The sequence below is a fragment of the Halosimplex rarum genome (assembly GCF_047715405.1).
GTDB classification, from domain to species: Archaea; Halobacteriota; Halobacteria; order Halobacteriales; family Haloarculaceae; genus Halosimplex; species Halosimplex rarum.
In genome coordinates, this window is sequence record NZ_CP180412.1 from 1,661,351 (window position 1) to 1,678,907 (window position 17,557).

General features: G+C 69.4%; 16 protein-coding genes. 7 read left to right on the forward strand and 9 right to left on the reverse strand.

Going from position 1 to position 17,557, the window contains the following annotated elements:
• Positions 1-55: 55 nt before the first annotated feature.
• Positions 56-631 (forward strand): MBL fold metallo-hydrolase, encoded by a 576-nt coding sequence (locus tag ACMGFH_RS08030; RefSeq protein WP_415382438.1) that lies wholly within the window; start codon positions 56-58, stop codon positions 629-631.
• 27 nt (positions 632-658) lie between these two features.
• Here the strand turns inward: ACMGFH_RS08030 and ACMGFH_RS08035 are convergent, their stop codons facing one another.
• The 5 genes from ACMGFH_RS08035 to ACMGFH_RS08055 all read right to left on the reverse strand — a co-directional run bounded on the left by ACMGFH_RS08035 (position 659) and on the right by ACMGFH_RS08055 (position 4,801).
• Positions 659-1,177, reverse strand: a complete 519-nt coding sequence (locus ACMGFH_RS08035; protein WP_415382439.1) for a hypothetical protein — start codon at positions 1,175-1,177, stop codon at positions 659-661.
• 78 nt (positions 1,178-1,255) lie between these two features.
• Positions 1,256-2,059, reverse strand: coding sequence for an ATPase (locus ACMGFH_RS08040; RefSeq protein WP_415382441.1), 804 nt, complete (start codon positions 2,057-2,059; stop codon positions 1,256-1,258).
• Positions 2,060-2,078: 19 nt separating this feature from the next.
• On the reverse strand, positions 2,079-2,375 hold the full coding sequence (locus ACMGFH_RS08045; RefSeq protein ID WP_415382443.1) for a DUF5827 family protein: 297 nt from the start codon (positions 2,373-2,375) through the stop codon (positions 2,079-2,081).
• Between the two features lie 191 nt (positions 2,376-2,566).
• Complete coding sequence (sod, locus tag ACMGFH_RS08050) at positions 2,567-3,178, reverse strand: superoxide dismutase (RefSeq protein ID WP_415382445.1); 612 nt, start codon at positions 3,176-3,178, stop codon at positions 2,567-2,569.
• Between the two features lie 222 nt (positions 3,179-3,400).
• Positions 3,401-4,801 carry a cryptochrome/photolyase family protein gene (locus ACMGFH_RS08055; protein ID WP_415382447.1) on the reverse strand — a complete coding sequence of 467 codons (1,401 nt, stop codon included), beginning with the start codon at positions 4,799-4,801 and terminating at the stop codon, positions 3,401-3,403.
• Positions 4,802-4,912: 111 nt separating this feature from the next.
• On the opposite strand from ACMGFH_RS08055, the gene ACMGFH_RS08060 reads away from it, so the two are divergent.
• The gene (locus ACMGFH_RS08060) at positions 4,913-5,656 is read left to right on the forward strand and encodes a hypothetical protein (RefSeq protein ID WP_415382449.1); all 744 of its coding nucleotides are present in this window, start codon (positions 4,913-4,915) and stop codon (positions 5,654-5,656) included.
• Positions 5,657-5,731: 75 nt separating this feature from the next.
• Positions 5,732-6,517 (forward strand): enoyl-CoA hydratase/isomerase family protein, encoded by a 786-nt coding sequence (locus ACMGFH_RS08065; protein ID WP_415382451.1) that lies wholly within the window; start codon positions 5,732-5,734, stop codon positions 6,515-6,517.
• Positions 6,518-6,554: 37 nt separating this feature from the next.
• Here the strand turns inward: ACMGFH_RS08065 and ACMGFH_RS08070 are convergent, their stop codons facing one another.
• Positions 6,555-7,220 (reverse strand): HD domain-containing protein, encoded by a 666-nt coding sequence (locus tag ACMGFH_RS08070; RefSeq protein WP_415382453.1) that lies wholly within the window; start codon positions 7,218-7,220, stop codon positions 6,555-6,557.
• A gap of 75 nt (positions 7,221-7,295) precedes the next feature.
• Positions 7,296-8,351, reverse strand: coding sequence for a DMT family transporter (locus ACMGFH_RS08075; RefSeq protein ID WP_415382454.1), 1,056 nt, complete (start codon positions 8,349-8,351; stop codon positions 7,296-7,298).
• A 318-nt stretch (positions 8,352-8,669) separates the two neighbouring features.
• Here ACMGFH_RS08075 and ACMGFH_RS08080 point away from each other — a divergent pair, with 318 nt between their 5' ends.
• From ACMGFH_RS08080 to ACMGFH_RS08090, 3 genes are all read left to right on the forward strand, one after another.
• Positions 8,670-9,476, forward strand: coding sequence for a helix-turn-helix transcriptional regulator (locus ACMGFH_RS08080; RefSeq protein ID WP_415382456.1), 807 nt, complete (start codon positions 8,670-8,672; stop codon positions 9,474-9,476).
• A 303-nt stretch (positions 9,477-9,779) separates the two neighbouring features.
• The gene (locus ACMGFH_RS08085; RefSeq protein WP_415382457.1) at positions 9,780-10,553 is read left to right on the forward strand and encodes a TMEM165/GDT1 family protein; all 774 of its coding nucleotides are present in this window, start codon (positions 9,780-9,782) and stop codon (positions 10,551-10,553) included.
• A gap of 86 nt (positions 10,554-10,639) precedes the next feature.
• Positions 10,640-11,572 carry an A/G-specific adenine glycosylase gene (locus ACMGFH_RS08090; RefSeq protein WP_415382459.1) on the forward strand — a complete coding sequence of 311 codons (933 nt, stop codon included), beginning with the start codon at positions 10,640-10,642 and terminating at the stop codon, positions 11,570-11,572.
• A gap of 63 nt (positions 11,573-11,635) precedes the next feature.
• Here ACMGFH_RS08090 and ACMGFH_RS08095 read toward each other — a convergent pair whose 3' ends face one another.
• Together ACMGFH_RS08095 and ACMGFH_RS08100 are read right to left on the reverse strand one after the other, a co-directional pair.
• Entirely contained in the window at positions 11,636-12,094 is a 459-nt protein-coding gene (locus tag ACMGFH_RS08095) for a response regulator (protein ID WP_415382461.1), read from the reverse strand.
• Positions 12,081-16,307 (reverse strand): PAS domain S-box protein, encoded by a 4,227-nt coding sequence (locus ACMGFH_RS08100; RefSeq protein ID WP_415382462.1) that lies wholly within the window; start codon positions 16,305-16,307, stop codon positions 12,081-12,083. The genes ACMGFH_RS08095 and ACMGFH_RS08100 overlap by 14 nt, the downstream gene beginning before the upstream one ends.
• Positions 16,308-16,504: 197 nt before the next feature.
• Here ACMGFH_RS08100 and ACMGFH_RS08105 point away from each other — a divergent pair, with 197 nt between their 5' ends.
• Entirely contained in the window at positions 16,505-17,512 is a 1,008-nt protein-coding gene (locus tag ACMGFH_RS08105) for a sodium:calcium antiporter (protein WP_415382463.1), read from the forward strand.
• Positions 17,513-17,557 lie beyond the last annotated feature (45 nt).

Genomic DNA, 17,557 nt, shown 5'->3' on the forward strand with positions numbered 1-17,557 from the left:
GACTCGCCATCGCCGAAGCGACACGCTCTAACGCCGGCCGGGCCAACCGGGACGCATGATCGCCAACGTCGCCGAAGGACAGCGGGTCTTCACGAGCAACGCCTTCCTCGTCACCGGCGACCGCACCGTCCTGGTCGACGCGGGCAGCGAGTTCGACGCCGTCGCCGAAGTCCGCGAGCGCGACGCCGCGCTCGACGCCGTCGTCCTGACCCACACCCACCCCGACCACGTCGGCAACACCGCGGCCCTCGCCGACGCCTTCGACTGCGACGTGTGGGGGTTCGACCCCGATCACGAACTGGTGGACCACGCGATCGGAGACGGCGAGGAGGTCCGCCTCGGCGACCACAGCTACGAGGCGCTCCACACGCCCGGTCACAAGGACGACCACCTCTGTTTCTACGCCGCCGACCCGGAGGTCCTCTTCGCGGGCGACCTCGTGTTCGCCAACGGGAGTTTCGGCCGGACCGACCTGGCCGAGGGCGACCGCGGCGTCCTGATCGATAGCATCGAGTACGTCCTCGACACCGTCTCGCCGAGCCTCGCCGAGATGCACACCGGCCACGGCCAGAGCGTCACCGGGAATCCCTACGAGCACGTCGAGACCGCGCTCCGCGCGGCCCAGTTCTGATCCGACGGCCGAGTCCGCTCACGCTCGCTAACTCACGTCCGCGTCGTCGACGGTGTACTCGTCGATCCACGGCGGTTCGGTGCGGTCTTTCGCCCAGGAGAAGAGGTGTCGCTTGTCGTTCGCGTAGTAGTAGCGGTAGGCGTCGACGTAGTCGTCGGTCGCCCACTCGCCGGTGAGTTGCGGCGGATCGGACAGGCCGACCGAGGGCCAATCGAGCGCGCGGACCGCCTCGGGGTCGAGGCCAGCGACCTGATCCCACGACCCGTGTGACTCCTCGGGGGTGTGGTCCCAGCGGTAGCGCCACTCCTCGTGGGCCGCGTCGGTGTAGGCGCGCAGGTACTGCCAGTTCTCGAACGACTCGGCGGCCCACCGCGTCAGCGGATGGTCCGAGTGCGTGAACGACAGGTCACCCTCCTCGTAGCCACGCAACTGCACGGCCGTCGTCAGCACCATCGAGCACTCGAAGACGCTGCTCGTGACGTGCCTGTCGACGAGCCAGGCGACCGCTTGGCGGAGGTCCCGGTCCAGCCAGAACGCGTTGACCACGGTCCGGATAGGGTCCGCGGACGGGTATGGCCTGTGGGGCCAGACGGGCTCGAAAAACGCGTTAGGCACCGCTGTCGCCTACTCGAAGGCCGTCGCGAGCACCGCGTCGTAGGCGTGGTCGTACGCGTCGGCGACCGACCTCGGGTCCGCCCGCGCCTCGGCGGACAGCGGCGGCAGTCGCGCCTCGGTCGCCGGATCGACCAGGTCGGTCACGTCGTCGACCCGCTCCTCTAGTTGCCCGGCGGCGGGGCCGCCGCTGGCGACGGCGCAGCCCTTGGCGTAGCGCTCGCCGTCGTAGACGCGGACGCGTCCGGGCTCGACGACGGCGACCGCGTCGGGATCGATCTCGCGGAACGGTCGGGCCACGTCCGCGTAGGACTCGACGACGGCGCGGTCGGCAGCCGCGACTTCGGCGCGGAGGTCGCGCTGTGCGGGCAGATGGCGTTCGGTCATTAAGTCGTTGAACGCGCCGACCGACGAGACGCGCGGCGCGTCGGCGAGCGCGAGCGCGTCGCGGACGGCGTCGGGGAGGTCGACCGTCCCGTTGACGACGTAGCCGTCCGCGACGCGGTCGACGAGGAACTCGCGGTCGTCTCTGCCGAGCAGTCCGGTCCCGCCGCCGGGCGACGGCCGCCAGAGGCGGTGGACGGGATTGATCTCTTCGGGCTCGACCGAAGCGGCGCTCGCGGCGGCGAGCTTCCGGGCGTCCTTGCCGTAGAGGCGGCCCTCGGCCGTCGCAGTGCGGAAGTCGTCGTGGTCGAACCAGTAGTCGTTGCCCGCGCGGGGCTTGTACCCGACGGCGTCGGTGCGCGCGACCAGGCCGGTCGAGAACGTCGTCTTCCCGGCGTCGACGCGGGCGCCGCCGGCGACGAGGACCCTCATCTATCGCCACCCGCGCCCCTCATTGCTCGGCGCTGTCGGCCGCGTCGACGTCCGGAGCCAGCCCGTAGTAGCCGGGGTCCTCGTCGGCCTCCGGTTCGGCGAAGACGAACTCGTCGCTGTGGCTCATCATCCACGGGATGGCCCAGTCGAGCAGAACGTTCTCCGTCTCGATGTCGAGTTCCTCCTCGGGGTCGACGCCCTGGAGCAGGCGGCCCACCTCGTAGATGGTGTACATCTCGTCTGCGTCGAGCACTTCCGCGGGCTCGCGGAACGCCAGCGGGCGCAGGTCGTCGAAGTCGGACTTCGGTCGTGGCATGGGCACGGATACTCCCCGTCCGCGCCTAAACCCCTCGAAAGACGCTCGCGGGGGGACGGGGGACTCGCGGGCCGCTCGGCGAGCGCTCGACAGCGGACGCGCGACCGCTCGGCGAGCGTCGAAATGGGTGCGCAGACGCGTGGCTGGTCGGTCAGGCGCGAAAAAATCGGCGAAGGTGAACTGACTCGTCGTTACTCGAAGTGGCCGACGGCGGTCTGGTACTGGTCGGCGACCTCGTCCCAGTCGACGACTTCGAAGAAGGCGTCGATGAAGCTGCCGCGGTCGGGACCGTAGTCGTAGTAGTAGGAGTGTTCCCAGACGTCCAGCGCGAGGACGGGGTGTGCGCCCCACAGCGCGCCCTGGTCGTGTTTGTCGACGGCCACGTTGCGCAGTTGCTTGGCGACGGGGTCGTAGACCAGCAGGGCCCAGCCACCGGCAGCGGATGCGGCGGCCTCGAACTCGCCCTTCCAGCCTTCGTAAGAGCCGAAGTCCTCTTCGATGCGGTCGGCCAGCTCGCCGTCGGGCTCGCCGCCGCCGTTCGGGGCCATGTTCTCCCAGAACAGCGTGTGCAGGTAGTGCCCACAGCCGTTGTGGGTGACGTTGCCCAGCGCGCCCGCAGTCGACGAATAATCGCCCGACTCGCGCGCGTCGGCGAGCGTCTCTTCGGCCGAGGCGAGGCCGTTGACGTACCCCTGATGGTGGGTGTCGTGATGCCACGTCAGCACCTGTTCGCTAACGTGCGGTTCGAGGGCGTCGTAGTCGTACGGGAGCGGCGGAAGCTCGGGATCGGATTGCTCTGGCATAGATATCTCCTCCACTATGACGGTCGGCTGGATACCTGTTAAAGTTTGAGGAACTGGATGCGTGTGAGTGTCACCCATTCCCATCGAGATCGGGTTTTACGACGGATTACACTGTCGAACTCGACGGCTCCGGGTGCCGGGCCGACCCGTCAGTTTCGCGTGGGATCGACGGTCGGTCGTGGGTCCGGGGACGCGAGCGCGGTCGGGCGAACCGGCGGGCGGTCACCCGTCTCCCCGCGCCCGTTCGAACATCTCGATGGCCCGCTCGCGGCGCTCGCCGTGATCGACGATCGGACCGGGGTAGTCGGGCGCCAGCAGCTCCCGCCGGCCGGCGTCGAGTTCGTGCCACGAGTGGACGGCGTCTGCGGGCGCGTCCCGGAGTTCGGGGACGTACTCGCGGATGTATTCGGCGTCCGGGTCGTAGCGTTCGCCCTGGGTCATCGGGTTGAAGATGCGGAAGTAGGGCTGGGCGTCGGTCCCCGTCGAGGCGGCCCACTGCCAGCCGCCGTTGTCGTTGGCGGTGTCGTGGTCGACGAGTTTCTCGCGGAACCAGTCGTAGCCCTCGCGCCAGTCGATCAGGAGGTCCTTCGTCAGAAAGGAAGCGACGATCATCCGCACGCGGTTGTGCATATACGCCTCGGCCCGCAACTGGCGCATCCCCGCGTCGACGATGGGATAGCCCGTCTCGCCGTCTTTCCACGCCTGGAGACCCTCGGGGTCGTGGTTCCACTGGATAGGGCGCTCGTACTCCTTGTAGTTCTCCGTGACGACGCTCGGTTCGTCCCAGAGGACGTGACTGTAGAACTCCCGCCAGGCGAGTTGCGACTCGAACTCCTCGGCGGAGTCGTAGTCGGTCCCCGCGACGGCGCTCTTTGCCTCGACGACTGCCTCGTGGACCTCGCGGATCCCGATAGTCCCGAACTTGAGGTGGGCGGAGAGCCGCGACGTGCACTCGTCGGCGGGGTAGTCCCGCCGGTCCTCGTAGTCGTAGATATCGCCCTCGCAGAACTCGTGGAGCAGTTCGCGGGCCGCGTCGGTCCCGGCCGGCGGAACCGTCGCCTCCGGTGCGTCGAAACCGAGGTCGGCGAGCGAGGGGATCGGGTCGTCGTCGGCGATATCGGCGAGGTCGCTCTCGGCGGGTGGTTCGGCAGGGTCGTCTTTCTCGCGGTCGCGCCACTTCTTCCAGAAGTAGGTGAACACGGAGTACACGTCGCCCTGGTTCGTGCGGATGGATCCGGGTTCGTGAAGTAGCGCGTCCTGTACGCTGTGGCGGGCCACGTCGGCGTCGTCGAGCGCCCGCCGGACCGCCGCGTCGCGCTCGCGTCCGAGCCCCGAGACCTCCTTTCCCCAGGTGACGCCGTCGGCGTCGAACTCGGCCGCGAGGTCGGGGAGGACTGCACACGGGTCGCCGCGACGGACCACGAGGTCACTCCCGCGCTCGCGATAGCACTCCCGGAGCGAGTCGAGCGCGTCGAGCATGAACGCGACGCGCGGCGGTCCCGCGTGGGCGAGCACGTCGCGGTCGAAGACGAACACCGGGACGACGGGGCCGTCCCCGGTCGCAGCGGCGAGCCCCGCGTTGTCGGCGACCCGGAGGTCCCTGCGGTGCCAGTGGAGTCTCATACGTCGTCTTCTCGGTACTCGTCCCTGAAATGGCTCCCTAACAGATGGGGTAGCCGGGGCGAGTGACTGACGCCCCAGCACATTTTTATCTGACGAGATAAATCACTCCTCGTGACAGAAACTCCGGTGCTCGATCGATTCTGGGCAGCCACCGAGTGGCACAAAGCGGCCAACGAGCTGACGTACGCCGCTCCGGCGGACCCGCGGCGGCTCGTGCGGGTCGATCCGGCGAGCGTCGAGCGGTTCACCGGTTCCCTCCGGCTCGACGTGGGCCTCGGTCGCGTTCAGGATGGCGACTGGGACCGACCGGAACGGTGCGACCGCATCCGCGAGACGGCGATCTATCGCGGCCTCGTCCAGCGGTTCGTCGACGGCGCCGACTGGCAGGAGACGGCGCTGTACGAACAGGCCCAGCGACGCCTCGACGACGCGGGATCAGTGCGGGGATACGGAGACATCGAGACGTTCAGAGCGACTCGCTGTGCGTATCTCGACGACCTCTACGAGTCGATCCGCACTGACGGCTACCGACCGAACGCGGACGCGACGCACGACAATCCCTCCGCAGACGAGAACCCGTACGAGGACGCCTACGCCCACAAGCTGGAGCCGCTGGTGGCCATCGGTCGAACGGGCCAGACTCTCTGGACGGAGGGGTACCACCGGTTCGCTATCGCGGACATCCTTGACGTCGACGCGATTCCCGTACAAGTCCTCTGTCGTCACGACGAGTGGCAGCGCGTCCGCGACGATGTCGCCGAATCATCGTTCGACCGGCTCCGGACGGAGTTCGAGGTCGACGCCGACCACCCCGACCTGCGAGACGTCACGTGTCGTGATCGTTCGGATCCCTGAGCGCGAAACGGGAACCGAGTTCAACGAACGCCGCTGAGGCCCACGCTTAAGCGCCGGCCGAGCGTCCCTGAAGACATGGAACACGTCACGCTCGACGTGACCGACGGGGTCGCGACGGTAACGCTCGACCACCCGGAGATGCGCAACGCGTTGACCAGCGGCGTCGCGACGGATCTCATCGCGGCGATGGACGAGATCCCGGACGACGCCCGCTGCGTCGTCCTGGCGGGCAACGGGTCGACGTTCTGCGCGGGGGGCGACATCGACGCGATGGTGGAGGGGCTCGACAGCGACGCGCCCGCTCACGAACGGGTCCAGCGGATCGTCGACGAGACCGCCGGTGCAGTGCGGGCGGTCGCGACCTGCGACCTGCCCACCGTCGCGAAGATCCACGGGCCGGCCTACGGCGCCGGCGGCGCGCTCGCTGTCGCGTGTGATATCCTCCTGGCGAGCGAGTCCGCGTCGATCAGCTTCGGCTTCCGCCAGGTCGGCCTCAACGTCGACTCCGGCGCCTCGCACCTCCTTCCCCGGATGGTCGGCGAGAACGTGGCGAAGGAACTACTGTTCACCGGCGAACTTATCGACGCCGAACGCGCGGCCGAGGTGGGATTGTTCAACCACGTCTACCCCGACGACGAGTTCGACGCCCGCGTCGCGGGGATGGTCGACCGCATCGCCTCCGGACCGACCGTCGCGCTGAAACAGTCAAAGCGGCTCGTCGAACAGGGGTTCACGAGTTCGCTCGACGAGGCCATCGAGAACGAGGCGGCCGCGCAGATCGTCTCGGCGTCGACCGAGGACCACGAGGAAGGCGTCCGCGCGTTCGTGGCGAGTCGCGACCCCGAGTTCGAGGGGGAGTGAGCGCCTCACCGCGGGTCGGACGGCTGCCGTTCGCGGGTCAGCGCTCCGCGTCGACGCCGATCTCGGCGTAGAACTGCGCGAAAAAGTCCTCCATGAAGTCCCACCGGGCCTCCCCGAGGCGGCGAGCCGGCGGGGTGTGCAGTTCGTCCAGTCGCTCTCTGGCCCACTCCCGGAGGATCGTGACGTCGGGCACGTCCGGCGCTTCCGCGTCCGGGATCGACGAGTCGTCGATCGCCGCGTATCGCTCGCCCGCTCGCCCCGAGCGCTCGCCGACGATACAGGCGAGGCGGACGACGCCGACCGCACCGGTCGCGTCCAGTTTGTCCGCGTCGAACAGCAGTTCGGCCTCGGTGGTCTCGGGCTCTGGCGAACTCGACCGAATACTGTGCGCCCGGATGCAGTGTTCGACGGCGTCGACCGCGTCGGCCGGCACGCCTTCGCTGTCGAGGAGGGCGACCGCCTCCGCGGCGGCCCACTCGTCGTGGTCGTCGATCGCTCCCGTTCGCTCCAGCGGCCGTCCGACGTCGTGCAACCACGCCGCGGCGGCGAGGACGTCCCGGTCGACAGACCGGTCCGAGCGGTCCGCCAGCCGGATCGACAGGTCTCTGACACGCTTGGCGTGAAAGCAGTCGTGGGCGGGGAGGGCGTCTTCGTAGTACGGGAGCGACAGCTCGCGCGCGAGGGGACCGATCGTCTGCGTCATGGACCGTGTGAAGCGTCGAAAGCCGGACAGCAAAGTCGTTGCGGAGCGGTCGGGGCCGGCCGGCGGACGGGACCGTCAGTCGTCCGCGGGACAGCCGGCCGAGTCGGAACTGAACCGCGAGTTCGTGGACGCGTCGTCGGTCCCCGCGGCGGTCCCGTCGTCGGTCGCGTACGAGTCGTCGAGCGGGAAGAAGCTCTCGGACGCGGTGAGTCGGCCGGGGAGCGTGCCGCGGAACCACGGCTCGTCCAGCGACGCGCTCCCGATGATCGCGAACCCGGCGAAGATGACGAGGAACCCGACCACGGCGAGCGCGGAGACGGTCTCGCCCAGCAGCGCCCAGCCGCCGAGCGTGGCGACAACCGGGACGACGTAGAAGGCGAGGTTCGCGCGGATGGGGCCCACGTCGTCGATGAGGCCGAAGTACGCGATGTAGGCGAGCGCGCCGGCGAACAGCGCCACGTACCCGAGCGCGATCAGCGCCTCTGCGTTCCAGGAGACGGCGGCGACGGACTCACCGGCGCCGAGGCTCAGCGCGTGGGTGACGACCGCGGCCAGCGGGAGCCCCCAGGCGGTCCGGACGGTGCTGGAGAGGTCGGCGTCCGACCGGCGGATGAGCACCGACCCGAGCGCGCCGCAGACGGCGCTCGCGAGCATCACCGACTCGCCGAAGACGCCCCCGGAGAGGAGGGCCGCGGGGTCGGGGTTCGCGACGAGACCGACGCCGAGCAGGCCCAGCGCCATCCCGACCGCCCCGCGAGCCGAGAGCCGTTCGTCTGCGAGCAGGACGGCCGCGAAGACGGGCGTCAGGATGGGGTTGAGGCTGGCGATGATCGACGCGACGCCGCTGGTAACGTACTGCTGGCCGACGAACAGCAGCGCGTTCGTCAGCCCGATGGCGAACAGCCCGGTCGCCACGATGCCGCCGAGGTCGCCGCGGGTCCGCGGGATCAGGTCAGCGCGCTCTCGCGTGACGACGACGAAGGCGAACATGACGGCCGTCGCCACGTCGAACCGGAGCGCGACGAACAGCAGCGGCGGGAAGTGGTCGAGACCCGCCTTCGCCGCGACGAACGTCCCGCCGAAGAAGACGCTGGTCGCCAGGAACGCGAGGACGCTCTTGCGGCTGATCACGCCGACACCTCCGGTCGGGGTCGGCGACGGCTCGCGCCTGCGGCGGAGAGCGACCGCGCCGGGGACAGGGGTATATCGATAGATCGCATCTTACCATATCGTAGGATACGGGGCCTTATAGTGTCGTTTAGAAAATTTTGAGCGCCGGGAAACGGGCGCGTCCCCTGTCTCGTTTTCACCCCGTGCAAGCGCGGCGCGGCGTGCAAGCGGACGCCGGCGTCGAGCCGCGACGGACGGCGGGTAGCGGCCGAACGGCGCGCCCGTGCAGGCGTCGGCCGCGCCCGAAAACGGTTTAGCCCGACGCCCGTCACGTCGGGTATGGACGCGGCGCTCGAAGACGTGGAGTTCCTCGCGCTCTCGGCCAACAGGGTGGAGGTGTTGCAGTCGCTCGCGGCGAGGTCGCGGAGCCGGTCGGACCTCGCCGCCGAGACCGGGGCGTCGCAGGCGACGCTCGGCCGGATCCTGAGCGACTTCCAGGAGCGGTCGTGGGTCCGGCGGACCGACGGCGAGTACGAGGCGACCGCGACGGGCCGGCTCGTCGCGGACGCGTTCTCTGACCTCCTCGACGTACTCGAAACCGAGCGCCAGCTCCGGGACATCGTCGCCGACCTGCCGACCGACGCGATGGGGTTCGACCTCGCCCGCCTCGCCGACGCGACGATCACCGTTCCGACGGAGACGCGCCCCAACGCGCCGCTCCAGCGGCTCATCGACCTGGAGCGCGAGGCCGAGACGATCCGGGCGTTCTCCCACGCCTTCAACGAGCAGACGCTCGCGCTGACGGCCGATCGAACCGCTGACGGCGACGTCTCGTTCAGCGGTGTTTTCTCGCGGAGTGCCATCGACGCGCTGGCCAGCGAGTCGACGCTCAGGCGCCGGCTGGAGACGCTCCTCGGCGCGGAGGCCGCGTCGGTCCGCGTCCGCGACGACGGGGTCCCGCTCGCCGGCACGCTCGTCGACGACAGGGTCCACCTGCTCGTGCGCGACGACAGCGGCGTCCTCCGGGCGTCGATCGACACCGACGACCCGGCCGTCGTGGCCTGGGCAGAGGACGCCTTCGAGCGCTACTGGTCCGACGCGACGCCGCTCGGTCGGAGAGACCTGGACGACTGCGATCCCGAGTGACCCGGATCCCTCGGAAGACACTACCCCCATCGCACAGACGAACCGGCCAAACGCTCGGATCGACCGGTCCACCGTCCGCACCAGTGCGGCCCATCGCCCGGTCCCGATCGGTATCATCCGATCCCGTTCGGCCCGTCGTCCGGGCCCCATCGGCCCGGCGTGCCCCTGTCCGCGGATCTTTGCTCCGCCAGGCTTATGATTTAGACGGCTCTAAACCACAACCATGTACGGTCGTGCGCCCGCCGGCGACCCCGTCGGTCGCGGCGCCGGGACGGTCCGCGCGTCCGCGCGGGTGAGTCGCTCGTGAACGGGTTCCTGGCAGTGATGGTCGCGGCGATGGTCGCCCAGTTAGTCGTCTTGCCGGGCGAGAAGGTGCAGTTCATCATCGCGGGCCTGGCGACGCGGTTCGACCCGTTCACGGTCGTCAGCGCCGCCGGGCTGGCGTTCGCCGGGTGGACGGCGCTGGAGATCTGGTTCGGGCAGGCGCTGAAGGGCGCGCTCCCGCCCGTCTACCTCGACGGCATCGCTGGCGGGCTCTTCCTCCTGTTCGGCGTGTTGCTCCTCCGGTCGATCCCGGAGGGCGGACAGGTCACGCCGACCCGCGACGAGGTGAACGCGGCCGAGACCGACGGCGGGGTCGCCGGCGTCGCGAGCGCGGACGAGGCGCTCGACGTGTCCGTGCTGGGCCGGGACGTGCCCAACCGCTTCGGGAACTTCCTGCCCATCTTCGCGCTGATGGCCGCCGGCGAGTTCGGCGACAAGACCCAGCTCGTCACGATCAGCCTCGCGGTCCAGTACGGCGCCCACCCGGGTATCTGGGTCGGGGAGATGCTCGTCATCATCCCGGTGAGCCTCGCCAACGCGTACTTCTTCAGCACCTTCTCGGGTCGCTTCGACGCGGTGAAGGCCCACCTCGCCGGCGCGGCGCTGTTTTTCTTCTTCGGCCTCGATACGTTCTTGACCATCTTCACCGGCTTCTCCGTCTGGGAGACGATCGTCGGCGCCGTCGCGGGCGTCCTCCAGGGAATCTGGGCCGGCGTCGCGGCGGCGGTGCCGGCGGTCGCGACGCTCGTCTAACACGCGAACGAGCGCGGACCGGCCGGTCTCGCGTCGGGCGTCGCTGATCGCCACACCCAAGCGAGTTCGGTCGATAGGGGTGAGCGATGAGCGAGGCCGACGAGCCGGTGGGTGCGGACGACTCCCTCCCCGAGGACGTCGAGGCGGTCCGGCGAGCGCTGGTCGAGTGGTACGAGGCCGACCACCGCGAGTTCCCCTGGCGGCGGACGGAGGACCCCTACGAGATCCTCGTCTCGGAGGTGATGAGCCAGCAGACGCAGCTGAGCCGCGTCGTCGCCGCCTGGGAGGCGTTCCTGGAGCGGTGGCCGACGACGGCGGACCTCGCGGCCGCCGACCGCGCCGACGTGGTCGGGTTCTGGAGCGACCACAGCCTCGGCTACAACAACCGCGCGAAGTACCTCCACGAGGCCGCCGGCCAGATCGAAGACGAGTTCGGTGGCGAGTTTCCCCGCGAGCCCGACGAGCTCTCGGAGCTGATGGGCGTCGGTCCCTACACCGCGAACGCCGTCGCGAGCTTCGCGTTCAACAACGGGGATGCCGTCGTCGACACGAACGTCAAGCGCGTCCTCTACCGCGCGTTCGATGTGCCGGACGACGACGACGCATTCGAGCGGGTCGCGGCCGACCTCATGCCGGAGGGCGAGTCGCGCGTCTGGAACAACGCGATCATGGAACTCGGCGGCGTGGCCTGCGAGAAGACGCCCGAGTGCGACGGCGCGGCCTGCCCGTGGCGCGAGTGGTGTCACGCCTACGAGACGGGCGATTTCACCGCGCCGGACGTGCCGACGCAACCCGCGTTCGAGGGGAGCCGACGGCAGTTCCGCGGGCGGATCGTCCGGACGCTCGGCGAACACGACGAGCTGGCGCTCGACGAACTCGGGCCGCGCATCCGCGTCGACTACGCGCCCGAGGGCGAGTACGGGCGCGAGTGGCTTCAGGGGCTGCTCTCCGACCTCGCCGACGACGGGATCGTTCGGACGAGCGAATCGGACGGCGAGGTCGTCGTTCGGCTTCGATAGACGGTCGCGAGCGCCGGCCGTCTCTCGGGTCGACGGCGAGCGAGGGACCGTCGAGTCGGGCCGTCAGGAATCCTCGGACGGCGGGAGTCGAACGACGCAGAGCCAGAACTCCTGGATCGACTGGACCGTCTCGATGAACTCGCTCGGGTCGACCGGTTTCGTCAGATACGCGTTGGCCTGGAGTTCGTACGACTCGACGACGTCCTCCTGGGCCTTCGAACTCGTCAGGACCACGACGGGCAACCGCTCCAGTTCGGGGTCGTCGCGGATCTCGTCGAGCACCTCGTCGCCGTTCTTGCGCGGGAGGTTGAGATCGAGGAGCACGACGTCCGGTCTGGGCGCGTCCGCGTGGTCGCCGCGCTGGCGGAGGAAGTCGAGGGCTTCGACCCCGTCGGTCACGACGTGGAGCGCGTTCCGGATATGTCCGTCTCTGAACGCCTCACGGGTGAGGCGGACGTCGCCGGGGTTGTCCTCGACGAGGAGGATGTCTGCCGGGTCGCCGGAGGGGTCATAGTCGGGCACTGTGTCCTCCTACGGCCGGCAACGTGAATGTAAACGTCGATCCCTCGCCGGGCTCGGTCTCCACCCAGATGTCGCCGCCGTGGCGCTCGACGATGCGCTCGCAGAGCGCCAGTCCGATGCCCGTCCCGGAGTGGTCGTCGTGGCTGTGGAGGCGCTGGAACACCTCGAAGACCCTGTCGACGTCGTCCGCGTCGATGCCGATGCCCTCGTCGCGGACCGAGATCGACCACCGGTCGCCGACACGCTCGGCGGAGACGTGGATCCGCGGCGACTCGTCGCCGCTGTACTCGATCGCGTTGTCGAAGAGGTTCTGGAACACCTGCCGCAACTGCCCCCCGTCGCCCTCGACGCGCGGGAGCCCGTCGGCGGTGATCTCGGCGTCGCTCTCCTCGATCCGGACCTGCAGGTCGTCGCGGACGTCGGCGAAGACCGCCTCCAGGTCGACCGGTTCGAACGGGTCGCCGCGCGTGTCGACCCGCGAGTACTGGAGCAGCCCGTCGATCATGTCGCGCATGCGATCGGCGCCGTCGACGGCGAACTCGATGAACTCCCGACCGTCCGCGTCGAGGTCGTCGGCGTAGCGCTGCTCGATCAGCTGGAGGTAGCTGGAGACCATCCGCAGCGGTTCCTGCAGGTCGTGCGAGGCGGCGTAGGCGAACTGTTCGAGGCGCTCGTTGGACTCCTCCAGGCGGTCGATCAGGTCCTCCAGGCGCTGTTCGCGCCGTTTCCGCTCGGTGACGTCCTGGGCGGCCCCGCGAAGCGAGGTGACCACGCCGTCGTCCCTCTCCGAGACGCCCTGCACTCGGAGCCAGCGCATCTCCCCGCCGGGAGTCTCGAATCTGCCCTCCACGTCGAAGCGGTCCCCGGAGTCGAGCGCCTCCGCGACGGCGCGCTCGACGACCGGTCGATCGTCCTCGTGGTAGACGTCGAGCGCATCGTCGAGCGGCGGTTCTTCGTCGGCGTCCACTTCCAGGAGGTCGAAGAGGTGGTCAGTCCAGAACACCTCCTCGGTACCAGGGTCGATCTCCCAGCCGCCGACGTCGGCGATGCGCTCGGTCCGCTCCAGCAGGTCGAGCGCCCGTTCGAGTTCGGCCTCGCGCTCGACCTGATCGGTGATGTCCTGCGAGAAGCTCAGCCCCGCGAATATCTCGCCGTCGGCGTCGCGCAGCGGCGTCGCTCGCGTCCGCCAGTGGCGACCGCCGAACTCGAAGGTGTCGCTGCCGGACTCGCCGTCCTCGACGGCGGCCCCCAACAGGGGTTCGAGGTCCTCGACGATGTCCGGCGGGAACACGTCGGTAACGGCCCGTCCCTCGAGTTCGTCCCTGTTCGGAAGCACGTCGCCAAGTTCGGCGCCCTGGACGAGCGTGAAGCGGAGGTCGTCGTCGTACACGGCCACGGCGCCGTTGGGGAAGTTCTCGGCGAGCGTCCGGTAGCGGCGCTCGGACTCCTCCAGTCGTCGCTCGCGCTCGACCTGCTCGGTGACGTCTTCCCCGATGCCGACGACGCGCTCCATGCCGCTGTCCGCGTCGCGGACGCTGGCGCCCTTGGCGCGAACCCACCGGACCTCGCCGTCGGACCGGCGGATCCGGAACTCCTCGTCGAAGTCGCGCTCCGGGAGCGCGGTGAACTCCTCGCGGACGCGGTCGCGGTCGTCCGGATGGACCGTGTCGAGGAACGACAGCGGCTCGTCGTACAGTTCCTCGCGGTCGATCCCCCAGACCTCTTCGAAGGCCGGATTGAGGTACACGAACTCCTGTGCGTCCTCGGTGGCCATCCAGACGACCTCCTCCAGGTTCTCGGCGAGCATCCGGAACTTCGCCTCGCTCTCGCGCAGTTCCCGCTGGGCCTCCCGTCGCTCGGTGACGTCCTGCACGACGAGCATCCCGGCGAACACCTCGTCGTCGGCGTCCCTGACCGGCAGCGTGTTGGCGTAGAGGTGGCGGCCCCGGAACTCGACTTCGAAGGAGGCGCGCTTGCCCTCCAGAGCGGCCCGGAAGTGCGGCTCGATGTCCTCAAGCAGTTCGCCGGAGTGGATCTCGTCGATGCTTCGGCCCGTGCGGTCTTCCGGTGAGAGGTCGAGCGCGTCGAGGAGTTGCCCGCCCACGACCGTGTACTCCAGGTCCTCGTTGAACAGGCCGACCGACCCGTCCGGGAAGTTCTCGACGAGCGTGCGGTAGCGACGCTCGGACCGCTCGATCTCGCGTTGCTGTTCCTTGCGCTCGGTGATGTCGGTGAGCGCGCCCGGGAAGTTGACCGGCTCCCCGGCCTCGTCGCACTCGACGTGGCCGCGCGCGACGACCCACCGGAGTTCGTCGTCGGCGTTCCAGACGCGGTACTCAGCCTCGTACTCGCCGCAGGAGTCGACAGCCGCCTCGATCTCCCGTTCGACGCGTTCGCGGTCGGCCTCGTAGATCGACGAGACGAACCGGTCGATGGAAACGCCCTCGCGGGCCTCCTCCGGATCGATGCCGAACGTCCGCGCGAACGAAGCGTCGGCGACGAGGCTGTCTTCGGGGATGTGCCACTCCCACGTCCCGACCGCGCCGGCCTCCGCCGCGGCTTCCAGTTGCGACTTCGCGTCGTGGAGGTACTGTTCGCGCTCCTTGCGCTCGGTGATGTCCTGGGCCATCGTCATGCCGGCGAAGACGTCGCCGCGCTGGTCGGTGATGGGGACGCCGTGGACGACCCAGTCGCGGCCCGCGTACTCGAGTTCGACCGACCGTTCCTCGCCGTCGAGCGCGCCCTCGAACAGCGGTTCGAGCGCCTCGGCGGTGGCCTCGTCCCAGGCCTCACTGAAGTGCTTGCCTTCGACCTCGGACGGACTGACGGGGATCCGTTCGAAGCCCTGCCCGGCCGCGAGCGTGTACTCCAGATCGCGGTCAAACAGCGTCACGAGCCCGTTCGGGAAGTACTCGGCGAGCGTGCGGTAGCGGCGCTCGGACTCCTCCAACTGGCGCTCGCGCTCGGCGCGCTCGGTGACGTCGCGGTCGGAGACGATGATCGAAACGACGTCGCCGTCGTCGTCCGTGACTGGCCGGAAGTAGCCTTCGAGGACGTAGCGATCGCCGTCCGGCCGAGTGAGGTCGGCCTGGAAGTCGACGTACTCGCCGGCCGCGGCGCGCTCGGTCCACTCGCGCACCTCGCCCCCGACGTCGTCGCCTTCCCCCCACCAGGGCGTCTCCCAGAAGAGGTCGCCCCGAACGTCGGCGAGGTCGGCGTCGATGTACTCCATCGCCGTCTCGTTGATGTCGACGACCGTCCCGTCGGGTTCGAGCAGCCCCACCAGGATGTTCGGGTCCTCGAACACCGCCTCGAAGCGCCGCTCGGTCTCCCGCAGCTCGCGCTCGCGCTCCGTCCGGTCGCTGACGTCTCGGACGAAGCAGATGAGTGCCCCGTCACCGGTCGACACGAGCGAGTGGTGGCTACGGAACCGGGTCCCGTCGCTCCGCACGCACGTCGTCGTCCCCGCCCACTGGCCGTCCTCGTGGATGGTCGAGAGGACCTCCTCGCGGAACCCCGCGGGATCGGCCTCGATGCCGAGGGACTCCCAGGATTGCCCGATCATCTCGTCGGGGTCGTAGCCGAACGTCTCGGCGTAGGCGTCGTTCACGTAGACGAACTCGCCCTCACCGTCCAGCAGGCTGATACCTCCGCGCGCGGCTTCCAGCGCAGCGACCAGGTGATCGTGGTCGATCGCCCGCTCCCGATCGCCCCCCGCGTTTCCGTCGTCGCGCTCGCGTTCGTCGACGGAGCGCCTGCCAACGGATCCCCCGTCGCTGTCGACTCTCTCCGCTCCCTCGCGGCCGCCTTCCCGGCGGACGACGCCGACGAATCCGTCGGCGGCTCCCTCCGGATCGAGCGCGTTCACCCGCATCTCGCAGGGGACGCGGTCGCCGTCCGCGGTACGGAGGGCGAGAGCGAGGCGAGCGCCTCGTTCGGCCGCGTCCGCGGAGAGGCGGTCGATCTCCCGCTCGATCGCCGCGGCGTCTCCGTCGTCGAAGAGCGCGGCGATGGGTCGGCCGAGGAGCTCCTCGCGTTCGCGGCCCGCCAGGTCGACGAACACGTCGTCGACGCCGCCGACCCGTCCCTCGATGTCGATCCGGACGAGCCCGCCGTCCAGCGCGTTCACCAGTGCCCGATACCGTTCTCGGGCCTCGCTATCGTCGGCCTCTCCCCAGAACACGGCCCCCGAGGCGTCAGCCCGTCTGCACATGTACACGATACAGTGCTCGGAGTGGATAAGTTACTTGTCGGGCCGGGATCCGCGGACGAATCGCAGTGGACTGCCGCGCCGCCGCGAGCGCGCGTCGCAACGTTCGACCGCGGCGCCGGATGAACTCCCGGGTCGGGGGCCGACCGACGCGTGCAGAGGGGACACTCATTTCAGCGTGTGTCCGCAATTTCCGGTCGATGGCCGGTCTTCTCGTCTCGCTCGCGCTGGCGGTCGTGGCGACGGGCGTCATCTGGAAGGGGAGCGAGCGCTTCGAGCGGGCCGCCGGACGGCTCAGCAGGTACTACGGGCTGCCCGTCGCGGTCCACGGGGCGATCGTCGTCGCCGTCGGGTCGAGCTTTCCCGAGATCAGTTCCATCGCCATCAGCACGGTCGTCCACGGCGAGTTCTCCCTCGGCGTCGGCGCCATCGTCGGGAGCGCGATCTTCAACCTCCTCGTCATCCCCGCGTTCTCGGCGCTCGCGAGCGAGGACCTGGACGCCACCCGCGACCTCGTCCACAAGGACGCCCAGTTCTACGTCATCAGCGTGCTCGTCCTGTTCATCGTGTTCGCGCTCGGCGCGACGTACGTCCCCGGCGGGACGAACAGGGCCGCCGTCCTGACGCGACCGCTCGTCGTCCTCCCGCTCGCAACCTACGTCGTCTACGTCTTCCTCCACCAGCAGGACGCGAGCCAGCACGTCGCTCCGGCCGCGCCCGACGTGCGCCCGCTCCGAGAGTGGGGGCGGCTCGCGGTCGCCCTGGTCGTCATCGCCGTCGGCGTCGAGGGGATCGTCCGCGCCGCCCTCTCGTTCGGGGCGATATTCGACACGCCGAGCTTCCTGTGGGGGCTGACCGTCATCGCCGCCGCGACGAGCCTGCCGGACGCGTTCGTCAGCGTCAACGCCGCGAAGAACGACGACGACGTCACCAGCCTCGCGAACGTCCTGGGGAGCAACACGTTCAACCTCCTGGTCGCCATCCCCGTCGGGGTCCTCCTCGGCGGTACGGTGACGATCGACTTCCTGGTGGCGATCCCGACGATGGGGTTCCTCGCGTTCGCGACGCTCGTGTTCATCGTCTTCACGCGCACTCGCCTCGAACTCACCGACCTCGAGGCCTACGGCTTCCTCGGCCTGTACGCGCTGTTCCTGGTCTGGATGACGCTGGAGACGATCGGCGTCATCGACACCGTGATCGGGATATAGGGCGCGCTCTCGGACCCTCGCGCCGGGAGAAGCGGCGGACCGGCG

Excerpts from the sequence above, each read along its gene's own strand:
- ACMGFH_RS08090 (WP_415382459.1), top strand. The coding sequence starts at position 10,640 with ATGAGCGAGGCCGACGAGCCGGTGGGTGCGGACGACTCCCTCCCCGAG.
- ACMGFH_RS08070 (WP_415382453.1), bottom strand. The coding sequence starts at position 7,220 with ATGACGCAGACGATCGGTCCCCTCGCGCGCGAGCTGTCGCTCCCGTAC.
- sod (WP_415382445.1), bottom strand. The coding sequence starts at position 3,178 with ATGCCAGAGCAATCCGATCCCGAGCTTCCGCCGCTCCCGTACGACTAC.
- ACMGFH_RS08100 (WP_415382462.1), bottom strand. The coding sequence starts at position 16,307 with ATGTGCAGACGGGCTGACGCCTCGGGGGCCGTGTTCTGGGGAGAGGCC.
- ACMGFH_RS08065 (WP_415382451.1), top strand. The coding sequence starts at position 5,732 with ATGGAACACGTCACGCTCGACGTGACCGACGGGGTCGCGACGGTAACG.
- ACMGFH_RS08040 (WP_415382441.1), bottom strand. The coding sequence starts at position 2,059 with ATGAGGGTCCTCGTCGCCGGCGGCGCCCGCGTCGACGCCGGGAAGACG.
- ACMGFH_RS08055 (WP_415382447.1), bottom strand. The coding sequence starts at position 4,801 with ATGAGACTCCACTGGCACCGCAGGGACCTCCGGGTCGCCGACAACGCG.
- ACMGFH_RS08045 (WP_415382443.1), bottom strand. The coding sequence starts at position 2,375 with ATGCCACGACCGAAGTCCGACTTCGACGACCTGCGCCCGCTGGCGTTC.
- ACMGFH_RS08105 (WP_415382463.1), top strand. The coding sequence starts at position 16,505 with ATGGCCGGTCTTCTCGTCTCGCTCGCGCTGGCGGTCGTGGCGACGGGC.
- ACMGFH_RS08080 (WP_415382456.1), top strand. The coding sequence starts at position 8,670 with ATGGACGCGGCGCTCGAAGACGTGGAGTTCCTCGCGCTCTCGGCCAAC.
- ACMGFH_RS08030 (WP_415382438.1), top strand. The coding sequence starts at position 56 with ATGATCGCCAACGTCGCCGAAGGACAGCGGGTCTTCACGAGCAACGCC.